At 67.1% G+C, this 16,689-nt stretch carries 19 protein-coding genes; 10 read left to right on the forward strand and 9 right to left on the reverse strand.

What is annotated here, in order from left to right; translation table 11 throughout:
• The first annotated feature begins 79 nt into the window (after positions 1 to 79).
• Positions 80 to 361, forward strand: a complete 282-nt coding sequence (locus AC1RP5_RS13405) for a hypothetical protein (RefSeq protein ID WP_493111235.1) — start codon at positions 80 to 82, stop codon at positions 359 to 361.
• 2 nt (positions 362 to 363) lie between these two features.
• Positions 364 to 762 carry a hypothetical protein gene (locus tag AC1RP5_RS13410; protein WP_493111237.1) on the forward strand — a complete coding sequence of 133 codons (399 nt, stop codon included), beginning with the start codon at positions 364 to 366 and terminating at the stop codon, positions 760 to 762.
• On the opposite strand, the gene modA is transcribed toward AC1RP5_RS13410, so the two are convergent.
• Positions 746 to 1,540, reverse strand: coding sequence for a molybdate ABC transporter substrate-binding protein (modA, locus tag AC1RP5_RS13415; RefSeq protein WP_493111238.1), 795 nt, complete (start codon positions 1,538 to 1,540; stop codon positions 746 to 748). The two genes, AC1RP5_RS13410 and modA, sit on opposite strands and share 17 nt — an antisense overlap.
• 158 nt (positions 1,541 to 1,698) lie before the next feature.
• On the opposite strand from modA, the gene AC1RP5_RS13420 reads away from it, so the two are divergent.
• Genes AC1RP5_RS13420 through AC1RP5_RS13440 form a run of 5 tightly spaced genes read left to right on the forward strand, consistent with a single transcriptional unit; the run spans position 1,699 to position 5,237 of the window.
• The gene (locus AC1RP5_RS13420; RefSeq protein WP_493111240.1) at positions 1,699 to 1,908 is read left to right on the forward strand and encodes a TOBE domain-containing protein; all 210 of its coding nucleotides are present in this window, start codon (positions 1,699 to 1,701) and stop codon (positions 1,906 to 1,908) included.
• Positions 1,909 to 1,914: 6 nt separating this feature from the next.
• Positions 1,915 to 2,412, forward strand: coding sequence for a tRNA (N6-threonylcarbamoyladenosine(37)-N6)-methyltransferase TrmO (gene tsaA / locus AC1RP5_RS13425; protein ID WP_493111242.1), 498 nt, complete (start codon positions 1,915 to 1,917; stop codon positions 2,410 to 2,412).
• Entirely contained in the window at positions 2,409 to 3,446 is a 1,038-nt protein-coding gene (locus AC1RP5_RS13430; RefSeq protein ID WP_493111244.1) for an iron ABC transporter substrate-binding protein, read from the forward strand. Before tsaA ends, AC1RP5_RS13430 begins: the two co-directional genes overlap by 4 nt.
• Before the next feature lie 7 nt (positions 3,447 to 3,453).
• Entirely contained in the window at positions 3,454 to 4,455 is a 1,002-nt protein-coding gene (locus AC1RP5_RS13435; protein WP_493111246.1) for a FecCD family ABC transporter permease, read from the forward strand.
• A gap of 2 nt (positions 4,456 to 4,457) precedes the next feature.
• On the forward strand, positions 4,458 to 5,237 hold the full coding sequence (locus AC1RP5_RS13440) for an ABC transporter ATP-binding protein (RefSeq protein WP_493111248.1): 780 nt from the start codon (positions 4,458 to 4,460) through the stop codon (positions 5,235 to 5,237).
• Positions 5,238 to 5,240: 3 nt separating this feature from the next.
• On the opposite strand, the gene AC1RP5_RS13445 is transcribed toward AC1RP5_RS13440, so the two are convergent.
• The 3 genes from AC1RP5_RS13445 to AC1RP5_RS13455 all read right to left on the reverse strand — a co-directional run bounded on the left by AC1RP5_RS13445 (position 5,241) and on the right by AC1RP5_RS13455 (position 8,335).
• A complete protein-coding gene (locus AC1RP5_RS13445) occupies positions 5,241 to 5,984 on the reverse strand; it encodes a BON domain-containing protein (RefSeq protein WP_493111249.1) in 744 nt (247 codons plus the stop codon).
• 124 nt (positions 5,985 to 6,108) lie between these two features.
• A complete protein-coding gene (locus tag AC1RP5_RS13450; RefSeq protein ID WP_493111250.1) occupies positions 6,109 to 7,164 on the reverse strand; it encodes an acyl-CoA dehydrogenase family protein in 1,056 nt (351 codons plus the stop codon).
• 13 nt (positions 7,165 to 7,177) lie between these two features.
• Positions 7,178 to 8,335, reverse strand: coding sequence for an acyl-CoA dehydrogenase family protein (locus AC1RP5_RS13455; protein WP_493111252.1), 1,158 nt, complete (start codon positions 8,333 to 8,335; stop codon positions 7,178 to 7,180).
• A 76-nt stretch (positions 8,336 to 8,411) separates the two neighbouring features.
• Here AC1RP5_RS13455 and AC1RP5_RS13460 point away from each other — a divergent pair, with 76 nt between their 5' ends.
• On the forward strand, positions 8,412 to 8,888 hold the full coding sequence (locus tag AC1RP5_RS13460; RefSeq protein ID WP_493111253.1) for a YybH family protein: 477 nt from the start codon (positions 8,412 to 8,414) through the stop codon (positions 8,886 to 8,888).
• A gap of 7 nt (positions 8,889 to 8,895) precedes the next feature.
• Here AC1RP5_RS13460 and AC1RP5_RS13465 read toward each other — a convergent pair whose 3' ends face one another.
• From AC1RP5_RS13465 to AC1RP5_RS13475, 3 genes are read right to left on the reverse strand one after another with little or no spacing between them, the layout of a single operon-like run.
• Complete coding sequence (locus AC1RP5_RS13465) at positions 8,896 to 9,888, reverse strand: DUF3298 domain-containing protein (RefSeq protein ID WP_493111255.1); 993 nt, start codon at positions 9,886 to 9,888, stop codon at positions 8,896 to 8,898.
• A complete protein-coding gene (locus tag AC1RP5_RS13470; RefSeq protein WP_493111257.1) occupies positions 9,885 to 11,036 on the reverse strand; it encodes a pyridoxal phosphate-dependent aminotransferase in 1,152 nt (383 codons plus the stop codon). Before AC1RP5_RS13470 ends, AC1RP5_RS13465 begins: the two co-directional genes overlap by 4 nt.
• Positions 11,037 to 11,044: 8 nt before the next feature.
• Positions 11,045 to 12,286: a gamma-glutamyltransferase gene (locus AC1RP5_RS13475; RefSeq protein ID WP_493111259.1), complete on the reverse strand. Its 1,242-nt coding sequence runs from the start codon at positions 12,284 to 12,286 to the stop codon at positions 11,045 to 11,047.
• Between the two features lie 163 nt (positions 12,287 to 12,449).
• On the opposite strand from AC1RP5_RS13475, the gene AC1RP5_RS13480 reads away from it, so the two are divergent.
• Both AC1RP5_RS13480 and AC1RP5_RS13485 read left to right on the forward strand, forming a co-directional pair.
• The gene (locus tag AC1RP5_RS13480; RefSeq protein ID WP_493111260.1) at positions 12,450 to 13,775 is read left to right on the forward strand and encodes a M48 family metalloprotease; all 1,326 of its coding nucleotides are present in this window, start codon (positions 12,450 to 12,452) and stop codon (positions 13,773 to 13,775) included.
• Positions 13,776 to 13,795: 20 nt separating this feature from the next.
• Positions 13,796 to 14,566, forward strand: a complete 771-nt coding sequence (locus tag AC1RP5_RS13485; RefSeq protein WP_493111262.1) for a DsbA family protein — start codon at positions 13,796 to 13,798, stop codon at positions 14,564 to 14,566.
• A gap of 3 nt (positions 14,567 to 14,569) precedes the next feature.
• On the opposite strand, the gene AC1RP5_RS13490 is transcribed toward AC1RP5_RS13485, so the two are convergent.
• A complete protein-coding gene (locus AC1RP5_RS13490; protein WP_493111263.1) occupies positions 14,570 to 16,045 on the reverse strand; it encodes an aq_1923 C-terminal domain in 1,476 nt (491 codons plus the stop codon).
• On the reverse strand, positions 16,042 to 16,686 hold the full coding sequence (gene maiA / locus AC1RP5_RS13495; RefSeq protein WP_493111264.1) for a maleylacetoacetate isomerase: 645 nt from the start codon (positions 16,684 to 16,686) through the stop codon (positions 16,042 to 16,044). Before maiA ends, AC1RP5_RS13490 begins: the two co-directional genes overlap by 4 nt.
• Positions 16,687 to 16,689 lie beyond the last annotated feature (3 nt).

Here is a 16,689-nt window from a genome sequence, read left to right on the forward strand (position 1 = left end):
TCTGACTGATTGTCAGGTGGATCCGACAGGCGTTTCGTTCCGCCTCAACCTCGAAAGCGTAGACGGCAACCCTGCCTCCGTGATCCTTCCGGTCGATTGCCTGCGGTCGCTCCTGATGACGTTGCCCAACGTGATCGAGAAGGCGCTGAAGGCACGCTACCAGGACGACACGCTGAAGATCGTCTATCCGATGGGCAGCTTTTCGCTCGAGGCCGCGGCCGGCAGCGACAGCACGATCCTGACGATGAACACGCCCGACGGCTTCAAGGTCTCCTTCGCCCTGACGCCCGAGGATGCCGGCGGGCTGGCGACCTCGCTCGTGGGGATCGACGTGGCGCAGCCGCGCGCGACCTTCAACTAAAGATGCCGGACGGCGACCAGAGGATCGATTTCGGCCAAGCCGCCGAGGTCAGCGGTGAATTGCTGCCGCAGGACAATGCGGTCCTGATCACCCTGGTTCGTCATGATGGTGGGCGCGCGACCCTGACGATCCCCGCGGGAGACCTGCAGCGGCTGGTGCCGCTCCTGCTCCTGCTGGGCCGCGCCCTGCCGCAGAACTCTTCGTCTGATTCCGCGAAGCTCTCACTGGTGCCCACCGACTCGCTGAGTGTCGGTGGCTTGCCCGGCGGAGAGACGCTGCTGGCCGTGGCGGTCGGGCCGGCCACGGTCGGCTTCTCGATGCCCGCATCGGCCGCCGAGAAACTGGGGCGATCCCTGCTTCTCGCCGGCAGCGATGCGGCGGAGACTACTTCAATACAGTGAAGCCCTGCTTCTCGAAGTACGGCTTGGCGGCCGGGGTCTTCAGGAAGTCGACGAACGCCTGCGCGTCCGGATTGGTCGAGGTCGACAGCAGCGCCATCGGATAGATGATCGCGGGATGCGAATCGGCCGGGAACGTGCCGACGATGCGGACGGCCGGATCGGACGCGGCATCGGTCTTGTAGACAATGCCGAGCGGCGCCTCGCCGCGAGACACCAGGGTCAGCGCCATGCGCACGTTCTCGGCCTGCGCCACGCGATCGGAGACCGACGGCCAGACGCCGAGATATTCCAGCGCCGCCTTGCCGTATTTGCCGGCCGGCACGGCGTCGACGCTGCCCATCGCTAGACGGCCATCGTTGCCCAGCGCGCCGCGCAGGTTGAAGCCCTTGTCGATCTTGAGATCGATCTTCGAATCCTTGGCGCCGATCAGGACGATCTGGTTGCCGAGATAGTCCGAACGGCTCGCAGGCTTGATGAGTTTGCGCTCGGCGACATAGTCCATCCACGGCACGTCGGCCGAGATGAAGATGTCGGCGGGAATGCCGCCCTCGATCTGCTTGGCCAGTGCCGAGCTCGCGGCATAGGAGATCTTGGTCGTCTTGCCGGTCTTCTTGCTCCAGTCGGCCGACGCCTCGTCCAGCGCGTTCTTGAGGCTGGCGGCGGCGAGGATGACGACGTCCTTGCCCTGCGCGCACGCCTGCTGCGCGAAGCTGCCCGCGGAGAACACGAAAGCAGCGGCAGCAAGGGCTGACGTGAAGGTCCGACGAGTACCCAGCATGTAAATCCTCCGGTTCAAAGAGGCGCGATATATCCCACTGAACATAGCGTTTATCCACCGGAATCGCAGTTTGGCTGCATCCGATGGGCCCGCTGTAGCCGAATGGCTATAAAGGTCGCCCGGCTCTATACTTCGGCCGTCAAATCTCAGGAGGAAACATGCGGATCAGCGCCAGGAACCGGTTGAAGGGTACCATCGTCGAGGTGAAGAAGGGCCAGACGACCGCCCACGTCCGGATCGACGTGAAGGGCATCATCGTCACCGCGGCCATCACCAACGAGGCGGTCGATGAGCTCGGCCTCAAGGCTGGCCAGGAGGCCTATGCCATCGTCAAGGCGTCCGACGTCATGGTCGGCCTCGACAACTAGCCCGTCATGGTCCGGCTGAACGAAATCCGCCAGGGCGAGCGGGCGGTCGATCTGCCGGACCGCTTCGGCGCTTCTGCCTACTTCATTGGGCGTATCCGCACGCCCTGGACGTCGCGGCTGGAGACGCCCCGGCAGGGGCGGCTCGACGGTCCGACCTGCCGCCTCGAACTCGATGCGCATTGGGCCGACGGCCTGCTCGGCATCGCCGAGTTCGAGCGGCTGGAGGTGCTCTACTGGCTGCATGAGTCGCGGCGCGACCTCGTTCACCAGAGCCCGCGCAACGACGGCGAGGCGCGCGGCGTGTTCTCGCTACGCACGCCAGTACGGCCCAACCCCATCGGGACGTCGATCGTCCGCCTCGTGAAGATCGAGGGGCCGGTCCTGTTGGTGCGCGGCATGGATTGCCTCGACGGCACGCCCCTGCTCGACGTGAAACCCGACCGCAGCCTGTTCGAGCCGCTGGCGCCGGCCCAGCCCGGCGACTTCCAGGTCGGCGACAAATGAAGCGGCGCAGCGCCCTCGCCCTGCTCGGCGCCGGCCTGCTGGCACGCCCGGGATTCGCGCAGGCCACGCGCGCCATGGTCGATTCTACCGGCCGCAAACTCACCTTGCCGGCGCGCATCGAGCGCGTCTTCGTGGCTGGTCCTCCCGCCTCGGTACTGGCCTACACGCTGGCGCGCGACGCGATGGTCGGCTGGATCCGCACGCCCTCGCCCGCCGAGAAGGAATTTCTGGCCGCCCCCGCCCGCGACCTGCCGGAGACCGGCCGGCTGACCGGGCGTGGCGATACGGTGAGCCTCGAGCGGCTGGTGGCTGCGAAGCCCGACATGGTCCTCGACTTCGGCTCGACGTCGGAGACGTTTGTGTCCCTGGCCAATCGCGTCCAGGAACAGACCGGTATCCCCTACGCATTGATCGACGGGCGTTTCGCCGCCACGGCGGCCTCGCTAAAGCTCGCGGCCGAGATGCTGGGAAGGGTCGAGCGCGGAGCCGCACTCGCGGCCTATGCCGAGAAGGCCTTCGCGCAGGTCGATGGCGTCCTCGCGCGCGTGCCCGCCGACAAGCGTCCGCGCGTCTATCTGGCGCGAGGCCCCGAGGGGCTGGAGACCGGCAGCCGGGGCTCGATCAACACCGAGATCATCGAGCGCGCCGGCGCCATCAATGTGGCCGAGGGGCTCGGCGGGAGCGGCAACATCTCCAGCGCCTCGCTGGAACAGATCATCGCCTGGCAGCCCGACATCGTCGTCACGCTCGACCGCGGTTTCTACAACAGCGTGGCGACCAAGCCCGGCTGGAACCAGGTGCGCGCCGTCGCCAACAAGCGCGTCTATCTCTCGCCCAACCTGCCCTGGGGCTGGATCGATGCGCCGCCCTCGCTCAACCGGCTGATCGGCCTGCGCTGGCTTCTGTCGATCTTCTATCCTGCCGAGGCCAACATCGATCTCAAGGCCGAGACGAAGGCCTTCTACGACCTCTTCTACGGGGTGAATGTGACCGACGCCCAACTGGCGCGACTGCTGGGCGGCGCGGCAAACTGACGGCGTCATGCGCGCCGGCTTCGTCCTCGCCCTCCTTGCTTTGTGCCTCCTCGTTGCCCTGCTTATAGGCAGCGTCATCGGGCCCTACCGGATCCCACCGGGCGAGGTGCTGAAGGCGCTGGTCGCCAGGCTTCTTGGCGAGCCCGCAGCGGCTCCGATCGATACGATCCTGTTCCAGATCCGCTTCCCGCGCGTGCTGGCCGCCGCTCTCGTGGGCGGCGCTCTCGCAGCCGCCGGCGCCAGCTACCAGACGCTGTTCCGCAATCCCCTCGTCTCGCCCGACATTCTCGGCGTCTCAGCCGGCGCGGGCTTCGGCGCCGTGCTCGGCATCCTGCTGTCGCTGCCGGTCATCGCCATCCAGGGACTGGGCTTCGTCACCGGGCTCATCACCGTCGTGATCGTCTATGCACTCGCGCGCGCGCTGCGCAGCCAGAACGAGGTGCTCGTGCTGGTGCTGGCCGGCATCGTCGTCGGCGCGCTCGCGGGCGCCGGCATCTCGCTGGTGAAGATCCTTGCCGATCCCTACAACCAGCTCCCGGCCATCACCTTCTGGTTGCTGGGCAGCCTGTCCGGCATCAAGGCGAGCGACGTGTGGGGCGTGGCCCCGCTGGTGATCGTGGGCCTCGTGCCGCTGATCCTCCTGCGCTGGCGGATCGGCATCCTGTCGCTGGGCGACGACGAGGCGCGCGCGCTCGGCGTCAACGTCGCCCTCGTGCGCGGCGTGGTGATCGCCGCGGCGACGCTGATGACCGCCGCGGCCGTATCGGTCTCCGGCGTGATCGGCTGGATCGGCCTGATGATCCCGCACATGGTGCGGCCCCTGGTCGGGCCGCGCTACGATCGCGTGCTGCCGGCCTCGGTGTTGATGGGCGCCGCGTTCCTGGTGCTGGTCGACACACTGGCGCGCTCCGCTGCCCGCATCGAGATCCCGCTCGGGCTACTGACCGCCCTGATCGGTGCGCCGATCTTTGTCTGGCTGCTGGCGCGCGGCCGGCGCGTGTGGAGCTGAGGATGATCGAAGCCCGCACCCTCACCATCGGCTACGGCGCGACGCAGGTCGCCGCCGCCATCGATCTGTCCGTCGCACCGGGCGAGATTCTCTGCCTGCTCGGTCCCAACGGAGCGGGGAAGACGACCCTGTTCAAGACCCTGCTCGGCCTCATCCCGCCTCTTTCAGGAACGGTCTCCATCGGCGGCAAGCCGGTGGCCGACCTGTCGCGCCCTGCCCTAGCCCGCGCGGTTGCCTATGTCCCGCAGGCGCAGGTGATGGAGTTCGCCTACACGGTCCTCGATCTCGTGCTCATGGGACGCACGGCGCATCTCGGTCCCTTTGCCGCGCCGGGATCCGTCGATATCGAGCGCGCCCGCGCCGCCCTAGATGAGCTCGGAATCCTGAACCTCGCCGACCGCGAGGCCAATCGAATTTCCGGCGGACAGCGACAGCTTGCCCTGATCGCACGTGCGCTGGCGCAGGATGCGCCGATGATGGTGATGGACGAGCCGACCGCGAGCCTCGACCTCGGCAATCGTTTCCTCGTTTTGGCCCGCGTGCAGGCGTTGAGGGAACGCGGTTTCGGGGTGGTCTTCTCGACCCACGATCCCGATCAGGCGCGCGAGCTGGCTACTCGCGTCGCGGTCATTTCCGACGGCCATATCGCCGCCTTTGGCACTGCCGACGAGACACTGACCGCGTCGGTGCTTTCGGCTGTCTATGGCGTGCCGGTCGCTCTCGAGCAGACCAACACCGGGCGCATTGTCGTCGCGCCCGGCAGGTCTCAGTCCCAAGGCTGATCGTCAGCGCCGGTCGGTGCCGGTGCGATTGAACAAGGGTGTGGCCGAGGCGTCCGCAAGATCGGCGCGTTCGGCAACACGCAGGTTGTTCTGTACGTGCTTCACGCCAAGGGCGCGCTCTGCAAGTTCCTCGGCGTGACGCCGGGCGCCGCGGCTGTCGATCGTACCGCTCAGCGTGACTTCGCCGCCCTTCACGAGCACCTCGATGTTGCTGGCATCGACATGCCGATCGTAGGTGAGGCCATCGCAGACATCCTCACGGATTCGTTCGTCCGACCGCGTGTAGCCCTTGGGCCCGCGTCCGCCATGCCCAGAATCATGAGGCGGCGAGCGATAGCCGCCAGCGCCGCGATAGCCATGGTTGACGCGGGCCGCGAAGCCCTCCTCCTCCGGCCAATTCTCGCGCACATTGCGTTGTTCGCTGTACCAGGTCGACGGATGACGCCTTGCCTCGCGGGTCCCCCATCGCCCGTAATCGTCGCCGCCGTACCCGCTGTTGAAGCGGTCGTGCTGGCGGTAGGAATGGTCCGGATCATAATAGTCGTCACGGTCGACGGTGCGTTCAGTGCCGTACCGTCCGCCGTTGCGCTGGTCCTCCATGTGGTAGCCCGGCCCCTGTTCGGCCCGGGCGCCATAAACGCCATGCTCGCGACGCTCCACGTGGCGGCGTTCGTCGCCCTGGTCCGAACCGCTGTAACGGCCATAGGCCTGTTTGATGTCGCGCCGGCTGGAATCGTGGCGTGCCATTTCATCCTCCATTGGGTTTGAGTTCCTCAATGAAGAAATGACCCCCGGCCGGGGTGGTTGCCTCTTCAGGCCAGAAGCCTCTCACGGCCGCATTTCTGCCGCGAGAGGGTTACACGCGGCCTTTTCAGGCGGCGTAGCGGCTCTCGGTAAGGGCTGGCCACAGGGCATCCTTGCCGGCCTTGGCAAAGGACTGACCGATCTTCTCGCCCCAGAAGCTCTCGCTGCCGAAGTCGCGACGCCACACCCAGAGCCTGCGCGTGTAGTGGTGCAGGATGTGCTCATGGGTGAAGCCCATCGCGCCCATCGACTGGTGCGATATGGCCGCGATCCGGTGCGCGAAGTCCGAGCACTGGGTCTTGGCGGCGGCGATCGAGAAGCTGCCGCCGTCGGTGAGACCACCCTCGTCGGCATCGCGCGACGCTGCCTCGGCCGAGGCGATGGTCGCAGCGGCGTAGCTCGCGAGCTCTGCCAGCATGTGCTGGATGGCCTGGAAGGTCGAGATCGGCCGACCAAACTGGACGCGCTGCTTGCAGTACTCTGTCGCGGTCACCAGGATCTTGTCGGCAGCTCCCGCCATCTGCATGGACCGGGCAAGCGCTGCGAGTTCGAGCGCACGATCTGCACTGATGGTGGAGGCTGCGGAGTATTCCGGCGTGGCGCCGTCGAACGACACCGAACCATAGGGCTCGCCCGCATGGCTCGGCGCATCCTCGATCTTGGCGGCATCGCGCGGCACGACGACCAGCGTCGACTTGCCACCGGCCGTCACGATCGCAACGAAACGCTCGGCGACGCCGGCGAACGGTACGCGCGCAACCTTGCCGCTGACGCGGCCGCCCTGCAGGGAAAGTTCACCCAGCGCCAGGGTCGACGGGCCGATGGCCGGCTTGCCGCCCGCAGCGGCGATCAGCAGGTTGGCCAGGGCCGTCTCGGCGACCGGCACGGGCACGGCATGCTCGCCGGCCACGCGCAGCATCGCCATCAGGTCGGCCAGCGTTCCACCCACGCCTTCAAGCTCTTCGGGCACGGCGATTAGCGGCAGGCCCATTTCCTCGATCTCCTTCCAGAGATCGGCAGGCCATACGCCCTTCTCGACGCCGTTTACGACGTCCTTGCCGGCACGTTCGGCGAAGAAGCGGCTGGCGGTCTCCAGCAGCATGTCACGGGTTTCGCGATCCATGATCCTGTCTCCTTCAGCGCAGACCGAGGCCGCGGGCAACGATGCCGCGCAGGACCTGGGTGGTGCCGCCCTGGATGGTGTAGCTCGGCGCCATCATCGACGCGTACTGGGCGATATCGAGGAAGTCGGCGAGATCGTCCTCGGTCGTGGCGTCGGACTCGGCCACGGTCCGCGCGATCTCCGGCAGGTCCTGCTGGTAGATCGTGCCGAGATCCTTCACGAGCGATGCCTCGATGGCGGGCGACTTGCCGCCCTGCATCATGCCGGCAACGGCGGTCGACATCTGGCGCAGGGTCCACAGGCGCGCGATCAGGCGGCCGAGGATCGCACTGGCGCGCTTGGCCGGCTGGCGGCCCAGCACGCGCACCAGCTCGCGCAGCACGTAGAAGTTCTGCATGAAGCGCTCGGGGCCAGAACGCTCGAAGGCCAGTTCGCTGGTGACCTGCAGCCAGCCGTCGCCCTCGTTGCCGATCAGGCAATCCTCGGGAATGAACGCGTCGGAGAAGGTCACCTCGTTCCAGTCGTGGCGACCGGCGAGATTGATGATCGGACGGATGGTGACGCCCGGCGTCTTGAGATCGACCAGGAGCTGGCTCAGACCCTTGTGCCGATCGCCATGCTGACCGGAGGTGCGCACGAGTGTGATGCAGTAGTGATTGCGATGGGCGCCCGAGGTCCAGACCTTGGTGCCGTTGACGCGGAAGCCACCTGGTACCGGCTCGGCGCGCGTGCGCACCGAAGCAAGGTCGGAGCCGGAATCGGGCTCGGACATGCCGATGCTGAAATAGCATTCGCCGCGCGTGATGCGCGGCAGGATCGCCTGGCGCTGCTGTTCGGTTCCGAACTTCAGAAGCAGCGGGCCAGACTGGCGATCGGCGACCCAGTGCGCGCCGGCAGGCGCGCTGTTGCCGAGAAGCTCCTCGGTCACGACGTAGCGGTCGAGGAAGGTGCGCTCACCGCCGCCATACTGCTTGGGCCAGGTGATGCCGAGCCAGCCCTTGGCGCCCAGCGCCTTGCTGAACTCGGGCGACGCCGTGTTCCAGCTCGCGAAGCGGTCCTCGGTTTTGATCTTGGGCAGCGTCTCCTTGAGAAACGCGCGGACCTCACCCCGCAAGGCCTCGGCCTCGGCGGGCAGATGGAACGGTGGGAATTCGAGCTTGGGGATGGACATCATCATCTCGGCTGTTGGATGCCTCTTCTGTGTCGGCTAATCCTGTGCCGCGCAACCCGTGAGTTTCGAGGGTCGAATGCCCCGCCGTCCCCCACGCCTGCCGCCGCTCTTGGCGGAATTCGACGATGACGAACGCGACGCCGTCCTGGCGGCCAACCGCGCCTTCTATCGAGCCTTCAACGATCGCGATCCCGCCGCGATGGACCTGATCTGGGCGCCGACCGGTTCGGTCGTTTGCCTGCATCCCGGACAGCAAGCCCTGCACGACCGGGCGGAAATCATGGCGAGCTGGCGCGCCATCATGAAGCATCCCGAGGCGCCGCGCGTGCGCTGCACCGAGGAATGGGTGGTCGGACGCCCGGGGCTGGCGCTCGTCATCTGCCGCGAGGTGCTGCCCAACGGCCAGCTGATGGCGAGCAACCTCTATGTCCGCATGAGCGACGGCTGGCACATGGCGAGCCACCATTCCGGCCCCGTGCCGCCGGTCGCGACCGAGCGACCCGCACCGACCTCCGCGCCGGCGACGGCGCGCGACCGACGCAAGCTGCACTGAGCCGTCGTCAGCGCGCGACCGGACCGTCGGCGCGCAACAGCGACTTCAGCCGGCTGTAGGGAATGTCGACCGTGTAGGGCCCCGACGAATAGGGGCCGACTTCGTACTGGTTGAAATAGACCTGCAGCCTTTCGGCCTGCCAGCAGAAGCGGCCGGCGCTGTTCACGGTCTTGGTGAGCTTCGTCGGCTGCAGCGCATCGTCGAATCCCGGGTTCTCGACAAACTGCTTCTTGAGGTCGGCGCCGACGATCGCGACGACTTCCTTCAGCCATGGCGTTCCCTTGGCGAAGACGGCGTCAGGCGGCACGGTCTTGCCGGTCTTTAGGTCGACCAGCGTGCAGCTCAGGCTGCCGTAGCCGTGCGCGCCTCCGGTAAAGGCCCAGAAGGTAAGCGCCACGGTGATGGCGTCGGGCCCGGGTCGATAGAGCGAATAGCCCTGCTCGGCCTGCCACTCTTCCTCGCGGTCGCTGCTGGCGTCGGCCGTGGGAGTCGTCTCGCGCGCCGCCTTGGCCGCCGAGTCGGCATAGGACCGGTTGATGACCGCGAAATCCGCCGTGTTGCCCGCGAAGCGCGGATAGCGAAGGTCGATCGTGTACTTCACCTTGCCAACCTTGCCGGTCTTCTCGATCGACTGGTCCTCGACAAACGGATAGGGCCCGGCAGCCGATGCCTTGAGATCGGCGATGCGATTGTCGTAGCGCGTCTTCAGGCAGCGCGCGATCACATCGGGATCCTCGTTCGGCAGGCAGGCGCGATTGCGGCCGACGATCCAGCGCACCTGGCTCTTCTCGAGGCTTTCCTTGGCCGGTCCCGTCAGCTTGGCCAGCAGCGAAGTGTAGAGGTTCGACAGTTCGCGATCGGTCTTCGCCATCGCGGGATCCTTGCAGATCGCGCGCTCCGCGCCGTTAGACGCCTTCGCGCAATCGAAGCTCGGGCCGGCCTGCGCCCACGCGGCAACCGGGCTGAGAGCGATCAGCGCCGCGACGGCAAATCCTCTCATGCACTCCTCCAGTGCTTGAGGCGGCGCACCGCCTCCTCCATCTCCGCCGTCGAGCCCGCGAAGGAAATGCGCAAGGTCCCCGCCCCGCGCGCACGGTCGAAATCGACGCCCGGTGTCACCGCCACGCCGGCTTCGCGCAGCATTCGGCTGCAGAATTCGCGGCTGTCGTTGGTTAGGTGCGAGACGTCGGCATAGATGTAGAAGGCGCCCTGCGCCGGCGTGAGGCGGTCGAGACCGGCCGCCGGCAAGCCCGCCATCAGCAGGTCGCGGTTGGTGCGATAGCGCTTCACGTGTCCGTCGAGTTCGTCGCGGCATTCGAACGCCGCCAGCGCCACGTGCTGGCTGAGGGTCGGCACGGAGATGAAGAAATTCTGCGTCAGGCGCTCGATCGACCGCACCATGTCGGGTGGCACGACCAGCCAGCCGACCCTCCAGCCGGTCATCGAGAAATACTTCGAGAAGCTGTTCACCACGATCGCGGTGTCGGACACCTCGACCGCCGAGTGGGTTTCGCCCTCGTAGACGATGCCGTGATAGATCTCGTCGGAGATCAACCGCACACCGTTGGCGTTGCACCAATCCGCCAGCGCCTTCAGTTCGCTGCGCGTCACCATCGTACCGGTGGGGTTGGAAGGGCTCGCCACGATCAGCCCGTCGAGCTTCCCCGCTTTCTCAAGCGCGGCAACCGTAGGCTGGAAGCGATCGGCTTCCGAGGTCGGCAGGTCGACCGCCTCGAGATTGAGCGCTGCCAGGATGTTGCGATAGGCGGGATAACCGGGCGCCGCGAGCGCCACCCGGTCACCGGCATCGAAGCTCGCGAGGAAGGCCAGCGGAAAGCCGCCGGATGATCCTGTCGTGACGACAACACGATCCGGCGAGACCTCGGCGCCATAGGTCTCGCGATAGAACCGCGCGATCCGCTCGCGCAACGCCGGCATGCCGAGCGCTGCCGTATAGCCGAGACGGTCGGCATCGAGCGCGGCATGCGCCGCGGCCAGCGCCCCCTTCGGCGCCGGCGTGCTTGGCTGTCCCACTTCGAGATGGATGACGACGTCGCCCGCCGCCTCCTTCTCCGCGGCGGCCGCCATGACATCCATCACGATGAATGGATCGACGCCGCTCGAGCGGCGCGAGAGCTTGCCCACCATCGCGAACGCTATTCGGTGGCAAGTGTCGACAGGCCGGCTCCAGCGGGATCGGCTCCCGTCCGGCAGGTTTCCGGGTTGCCCCGCAGGCCCGACGGGCAGGCGATGGCATTGACGAACCCGCCCTGTGCACGACGGTTCGCGAGCACGGTGGCGAGGTTCTTGCCGTTGTCGATGACCTCGCGCGCCACGAAGCCCAGGGCCTGCGCAGCACTCGCCGCACCACCGCCGGCTCCGGCGAAGGTGAACTCGCCGTTGCCCGGATTGGCGATGATCATCGGGCTCACCGAAGCTGCCTCGGGATTCGGCGAACCGAGCATGATGCCGCTGCCGGGTGGGACGACCCGCGCACCGAACAGCTGGCCCATCGAGACCTCGCAGGCAGCGGCGCCGCCCTTGGTGTCGACGGCGGCAAAACCTGCAAAGCCACCGGAATCGACCGGCGTGGCGCCGCCCGGCTGGCTGCCGTTCCACCCCGCCAGGACCGAGGCGCCCGCCGCCGGCGACGGCGCGACATAGACGCGGCTGCGATACTGGCTGACCGAATCGGGCGTCGCGGCGATCGGGATCGCATTGCGCAGCGCGTCCGGCGGAAGGCTGCCGCCCGCCTGCGAGACTTGCTCGGAGAAGGTGCGCCCCAGCGCGCCCTGGAAGAATTCGCCGCCGCCGCGCTGGCGGATGCCGCCCAGCACCGTGGCGAGGTCGGGCTGCGTGAGGAGAGTGCCCTCCGCGCTCGAGCCGAAGAGACGCCGCGCCTCGCCATCGCCCAGGAGTGCCGCGCCAGCCTGCAGATCGCGGGCGAACGCGCGCGAAACCGGGAAACCGAATCGCGCCAGCCGCTCGGCCGGCGCAATCGTCTGCTCCCAACGAAGCTGACCGTGACGGACATGCATCAGGGTGATGGCGCGCACGCCCACCGGCACGGCAAACGGCGTTCCCCTCACGCCGCCCGGCGCGGCGATCGGCGGGAAGATGAAAGCCTCGGCCTTCTTGGTCTTGTCATTGTGGACGATGCAGGCGCCCGAGGCGCCGAGCGATGCGGCCGACGGCAGGGTTACGGCGAGTGCAAAATACATGGCGACCGCCGCGTCGGTGGCATTGCCGCCGGCTAGCAGGATCTCGCGTCCGACCTCCGCCGCACGGCTTTCGTCCGCCGTCGTCGCGGCGAAACTGGTGCCCTTGGTGACAGGCGACAGGGGGCGCCGATTGGCCACCATACCGCCCGGATTGGTGGCGTTTTCGGTGCGGTCCATCTGCCGGTCCGTCTCACTAAAGCCACAACCGGCCAGCAAGAAGACCGCGCTCAGGGCTGCGTTGCGCAATTGACGCGGCCGCTGACCGTTCCTAGCCTGCTTCAGCCCCGTGCCGACCTTGTTCAAACGCATCACCACCCTCTTATGTCTGACGCTCTTCGCGTTGGCACCGTTTCGTGCCGCGACCGCACAGCAAGGTCAACGCCTCAATCTGATCCGTGACGCCGAGATCGAGAGCACGATCCGCACCTTCACGATCCCGATCTGGAAAGCAGCAGGCCTCGATCCCAACGGTGTCGAGATCATGCTCGTCCAGGATGGCTCGCTCAACGCCTTCGTGGCGGGCGGCCAGCGCATCTTCATCAACACTGGCCTGATCATGCGGACTGAACGTCCGAACCAGCTGATCGGCGTCATGGCCCATGAAAGCGGCCACATCGCGGGCGGCCATCTCGCCCGCATGCAGGAAGAGCTGCGCAGCCTGTCGACGCTGCAGATTCTCGAGACCATCCTGGCCGGCGGCGCGATGGCCGGCGGCGCAGTCGGCGGCGCCGGCGCCGGAAGTGGCGGCCACGGCGGCGGAACGGCCCGGCCGATGGCGCCGGGCTCGCTGATGTCGTTCCTGAAATACACCCAGACCCAGGAAAGCGCGGCCGACCAGGCGGCGATCACTTATCTGCAGCGGACCGGACAGTCGCCCAAGGGCACGATCGAATTCCTTCGCTACATGCAGCGTGAAGAGAAGCTCGCGATCAATCGCCGCGATCCCTATCTCACCACTCATCCGCTGACCCCAGAGCGCATCTCTGCCTTCGAGCAGGCCGCGGCGAACTCGCCCTACGTCAACACGCCCGATACGCCGCAATTCCTGCTGCTCCACCAGCGCATGGTGGCCAAGCTCTACGGCTTCGTTGCCCCGGACATGGCTCTCCAGCGTTACGCGGAAGCCGACCGCTCGGTGCCGGCGCGCTATGCCCGCGCCATCGCCCTCTATCGCAAGGGCACGCTGGGCTCGGCGCTGCTGACGATCGACGGCCTGCTCAAGGAGTATCCCAACGACCCGTACTTCCATGAGCTGCGGGCCCAGATGCTCTACGAAAACGGCCGCGCCGCCGAATCCATCCCCTCCTATCGCCGCGCCGTCCAGCTCGCGCCGGCGGCGGCGATCCTCAAGATCGACCTCGCGCGGGCCCTGCTGGACGTGAACAGCCCCGAGAACGACCGCGAGGCCATGCGCAACCTCGACCTCGCCTCCCAGCAGGAATTCGGCAACTTCGACCTGTGGCGCCTGATGGCTTCGGGCTACTCCAAGCTGAACGATCCGGGTATGACGTCCCTGGCGCGGGCGGAAATGGCGGCCCTCCGCGGCCAGCGCGCCGAGGCACAGAGCCATGCCGAGGCGGCGTCGCGCCAGCTCACCGCCGGGACACCGGCGTGGCAGCGCGCGCAGGATCTCAAGGCCTATATCAACACCCGGCCGCGCAAGTAGCCGGCCCTGGAGAACAAGCAATGCGTTCCCTTCTACTGGCTACCCTCGTCGCCATGATGGTCATCGGCGCGGCTGCAGCGACCCGCACCGGCCTGCCCCGCTTCACGAGCGCCTCGCCGGCGCCCGCCGCGGAGGCGTCAGTGCCGACCGATGTGGGCAAGAGCATCCGGGCCTATCTGATTGCCAATCCCGAGGTCCTGGTCGAAGCGATGCAGGAGCTGGAGCGCAAGCAGGACAGCCAGCGCGACGCCGTCGCCGGCAAGGCGATCGGCCAGAACGAGGCCGAGCTGTTCCGCGATGCCGACAGCCCCGTCGGCGGCAACCCGTCAGGCGATGTCACCATCGTCGAGTTCAACGACTACCAGTGCCCCTACTGCAAGCGCGCCTACCAGGCCGTGAAATCGGTCACCGCGGCCGACGGCAAAGTGAAGATCATCTACAAGGACCTGCCGATCCTGGGCGAGCCGTCGAAGATCGCCGCCCTCGCCGCGCTGGCCTCGATGAAGCAGGGCAAGCACAAGGACCTGCACAACGCGCTGATGGAATTCAACGGCAAGCTCGACCGCGAGAAGATCCTTCAGACCGCCGCCTCGGTGGGCATCGACGTGGCCCAGCTCGAGAAGGACATGGAAGATCCCAAGCTGAAGCAGACCATCGATCGCAACATGGCGCTCGCCGGTGCCCTCGGTGTGCGCGGCACGCCGGCCTTCGTCATCGGCAAGCAGTTCGTGCCGGGCGCCGTCGATGCCGAGTCGCTGAAGGCGCTGATCGCCGACGCCCGCAAGAGCTAGGAGCTAACGCGACACCGTCGCGGTGAGGCCGAGCGCATTCACGAGATCGGCGCCCGGCTTCAGGAGATAGTCGAGCTTTTCAAGGCCCAGCGCCGGTTGCGGCGCGGCCTCGACGGTAAGCGTTCCGCCCTGCTCCACGAAGCGGGCGACCGCATCGAGCAGCTTGGACATATCCTGCGTGATCAGGACTCCCGGCGGCTGGTAGCGCCGGATCTCCGCCGCCAGCGCCGCTCGCTCGGCCGCCGCCGATTGGCCGCCGAGTTTGGCTTTCGCCTGGAGCGCCCGCTGCAGCAGGCTCTTGTCGGCAACCACCAGCTTTGCCGACTGCAGCGCGGCCTTCGTGCCCAGCAGCGCGAAGAGGTCGGCCTCGTCGACCGCTCGCCAGAATTCGTCATCGGTCTCGACCACCTGCGCGGTCAACGAGACTTCCAGGAGGTCGGGACCGCTCAGCTTGCAGGCCTCGATCTTCAGGACATTGCGAGCGCGATCCTCGACGCTGCTGCATTCCGCGCCGAGCCGGACCTCCTTGAGATCCATCGACTGCATGACCATGCGCATGCCCAACGCCTCGACGCTGCGCAACGACGGCGCCAGCACGAAGCCTTCGACGCGCATGCGCGAGCGACTCACCTCGGGCCCTTCCCGCACCGTCTCGCCCGAGATGCTGCCCAGCGACATGCCGTAGCGCGTCATGAGCTCGCCGCCGAAGCCCGACATCCGGCCCTCGGCCACGGGAACCCGGCCGATCGGCGTGCCCGGCTCCCAGTCCAGCGAAGAGGCCATGCCGATCTGCCGGCGCAGGTCGATGCCACGCGCCGTGGTGTCGGCAATCGTCAGACCGGCCATCCGGGCACCCGCCGGCTTCACCTGGAAGTCCTTCATCTCGAACGCATCCGTCAGGCCGCGCGCATAACCCGCGATCGAGAGGCGCTTGACGGTCTGGTTGGTCTGATCGAACCCGACATGGACGAGATCGCTCTGCTCGAGGCGATCGACCGATAGCGCGCCCAACAGACGGGCAATCATCACCTCGTTGCGGAAAGGTCCTTCGTAGACCGCGTCGTAACGCGGCAGGTCGATGTTGATGCCCGTCAGCTCGCCGATCGCCCACGAGTCGCCCGCATCGGCTTCAGCCAGGCGGAAATTGCGCATGTGAAGCCGCGCAACGTGCAGCGGATCGCCCCAGCTCAACCCGCCGAACGGCGCCCGCCCCTTCAGGAGTTCATCGAGCGGCCAGGCAAGTCCGGACGCTTCCCACTCGTCGATCTTCAGTTCGCCGTTCGGGCCGCCCGCGACGTTGCGCAGGGAGATGCTGCGATCGAGCAATCCCACCTTCACCGTCTCGACCTTCATGCCGCCCTGCGCGAGCCCGGCCTTCAGGCGGGTGGCGGCGAAGCCTTCGACGAACGGAATGGCCGCGGCGCCGACGCCGACCAGGACAACAACGATGCCGGTGACGACGAGGAGCGACTTCCTCACGCTTCGGCATCCGGCTGCTTGAAGGGCTGGGCCGCGTCGAACGCCGGATGCTTCATGCAGGTGTCGTAGATGCGCTGGATGGTGGGGTAGCGCTTCATGTCGACCTTGAAGCGCGTCGCGTTGAAGACCTGCGGCACCAGGCACATGTCAGCCATGGTGGGCCGGTCGCCGTGACTGAAGTCGCCGGCGCCGCCTGCCTGGGCAAGTGTCGCCTCGTAGGCGTCGAAGCCGGTCTCGATCCAGTGACGCGACCAGGTGAAGGCGCTTTCTTCCGTTTGGTCGAACTTCTGGCGGAGATAGGCCATCACGCGGAGGTTCTGGATGGGATGGATGTCGGCGCTCACGATCAGCGACAGCGACCGCACCCGCGCGCGGCCGACCGGATCCTTAGGCAGCAGCGGCGGCTCGGGATGGGTCTCCTCGAGATACTCCATGATCGCGAGCGACTGGGTCAGCACCGCCCCGTCGTCGAGGACCAGCGCCGGCACCAGCTTCTGCGGATTGAGCGCGGCATAGTCGGCCGAAGACTGCTCGCCCTTGCGCAGGTGCCGCGACGCGTGTTCCACCGCGATGCCCTTGAGGTTCAACGCGATGCGCACGCGAAATGCCGCCGACGAGCGAAAATAGCCGATGAGCTTCATGAC

The sequence above is a fragment of the Reyranella sp. GW821-FHT12G01 genome (assembly GCF_058806575.1).

What these genes read in the sequence shown, in the direction of transcription:
- AC1RP5_RS13455 (WP_493111252.1), bottom strand. Translation starts at nt 8,335, where the DNA reads ATGTCCATCCCCAAGCTCGAATTCCCACCGTTCCATCTGCCCGCCGAG.
- AC1RP5_RS13440 (WP_493111248.1), top strand. Translation starts at nt 4,458, where the DNA reads ATGATCGAAGCCCGCACCCTCACCATCGGCTACGGCGCGACGCAGGTC.
- AC1RP5_RS13450 (WP_493111250.1), bottom strand. Translation starts at nt 7,164, where the DNA reads ATGGATCGCGAAACCCGTGACATGCTGCTGGAGACCGCCAGCCGCTTC.
- tsaA (WP_493111242.1), top strand. Translation starts at nt 1,915, where the DNA reads ATGGTCCGGCTGAACGAAATCCGCCAGGGCGAGCGGGCGGTCGATCTG.
- AC1RP5_RS13460 (WP_493111253.1), top strand. Translation starts at nt 8,412, where the DNA reads ATGCCCCGCCGTCCCCCACGCCTGCCGCCGCTCTTGGCGGAATTCGAC.
- AC1RP5_RS13470 (WP_493111257.1), bottom strand. Translation starts at nt 11,036, where the DNA reads ATGGTGGGCAAGCTCTCGCGCCGCTCGAGCGGCGTCGATCCATTCATC.
- AC1RP5_RS13475 (WP_493111259.1), bottom strand. Translation starts at nt 12,286, where the DNA reads ATGGACCGCACCGAAAACGCCACCAATCCGGGCGGTATGGTGGCCAAT.
- AC1RP5_RS13430 (WP_493111244.1), top strand. Translation starts at nt 2,409, where the DNA reads ATGAAGCGGCGCAGCGCCCTCGCCCTGCTCGGCGCCGGCCTGCTGGCA.
- AC1RP5_RS13465 (WP_493111255.1), bottom strand. Translation starts at nt 9,888, where the DNA reads ATGAGAGGATTTGCCGTCGCGGCGCTGATCGCTCTCAGCCCGGTTGCC.
- AC1RP5_RS13410 (WP_493111237.1), top strand. Translation starts at nt 364, where the DNA reads ATGCCGGACGGCGACCAGAGGATCGATTTCGGCCAAGCCGCCGAGGTC.
- maiA (WP_493111264.1), bottom strand. Translation starts at nt 16,686, where the DNA reads ATGAAGCTCATCGGCTATTTTCGCTCGTCGGCGGCATTTCGCGTGCGC.
- AC1RP5_RS13445 (WP_493111249.1), bottom strand. Translation starts at nt 5,984, where the DNA reads ATGGCACGCCACGATTCCAGCCGGCGCGACATCAAACAGGCCTATGGC.
- AC1RP5_RS13420 (WP_493111240.1), top strand. Translation starts at nt 1,699, where the DNA reads ATGCGGATCAGCGCCAGGAACCGGTTGAAGGGTACCATCGTCGAGGTG.
- AC1RP5_RS13435 (WP_493111246.1), top strand. Translation starts at nt 3,454, where the DNA reads ATGCGCGCCGGCTTCGTCCTCGCCCTCCTTGCTTTGTGCCTCCTCGTT.
- AC1RP5_RS13485 (WP_493111262.1), top strand. Translation starts at nt 13,796, where the DNA reads ATGCGTTCCCTTCTACTGGCTACCCTCGTCGCCATGATGGTCATCGGC.
- modA (WP_493111238.1), bottom strand. Translation starts at nt 1,540, where the DNA reads ATGCTGGGTACTCGTCGGACCTTCACGTCAGCCCTTGCTGCCGCTGCT.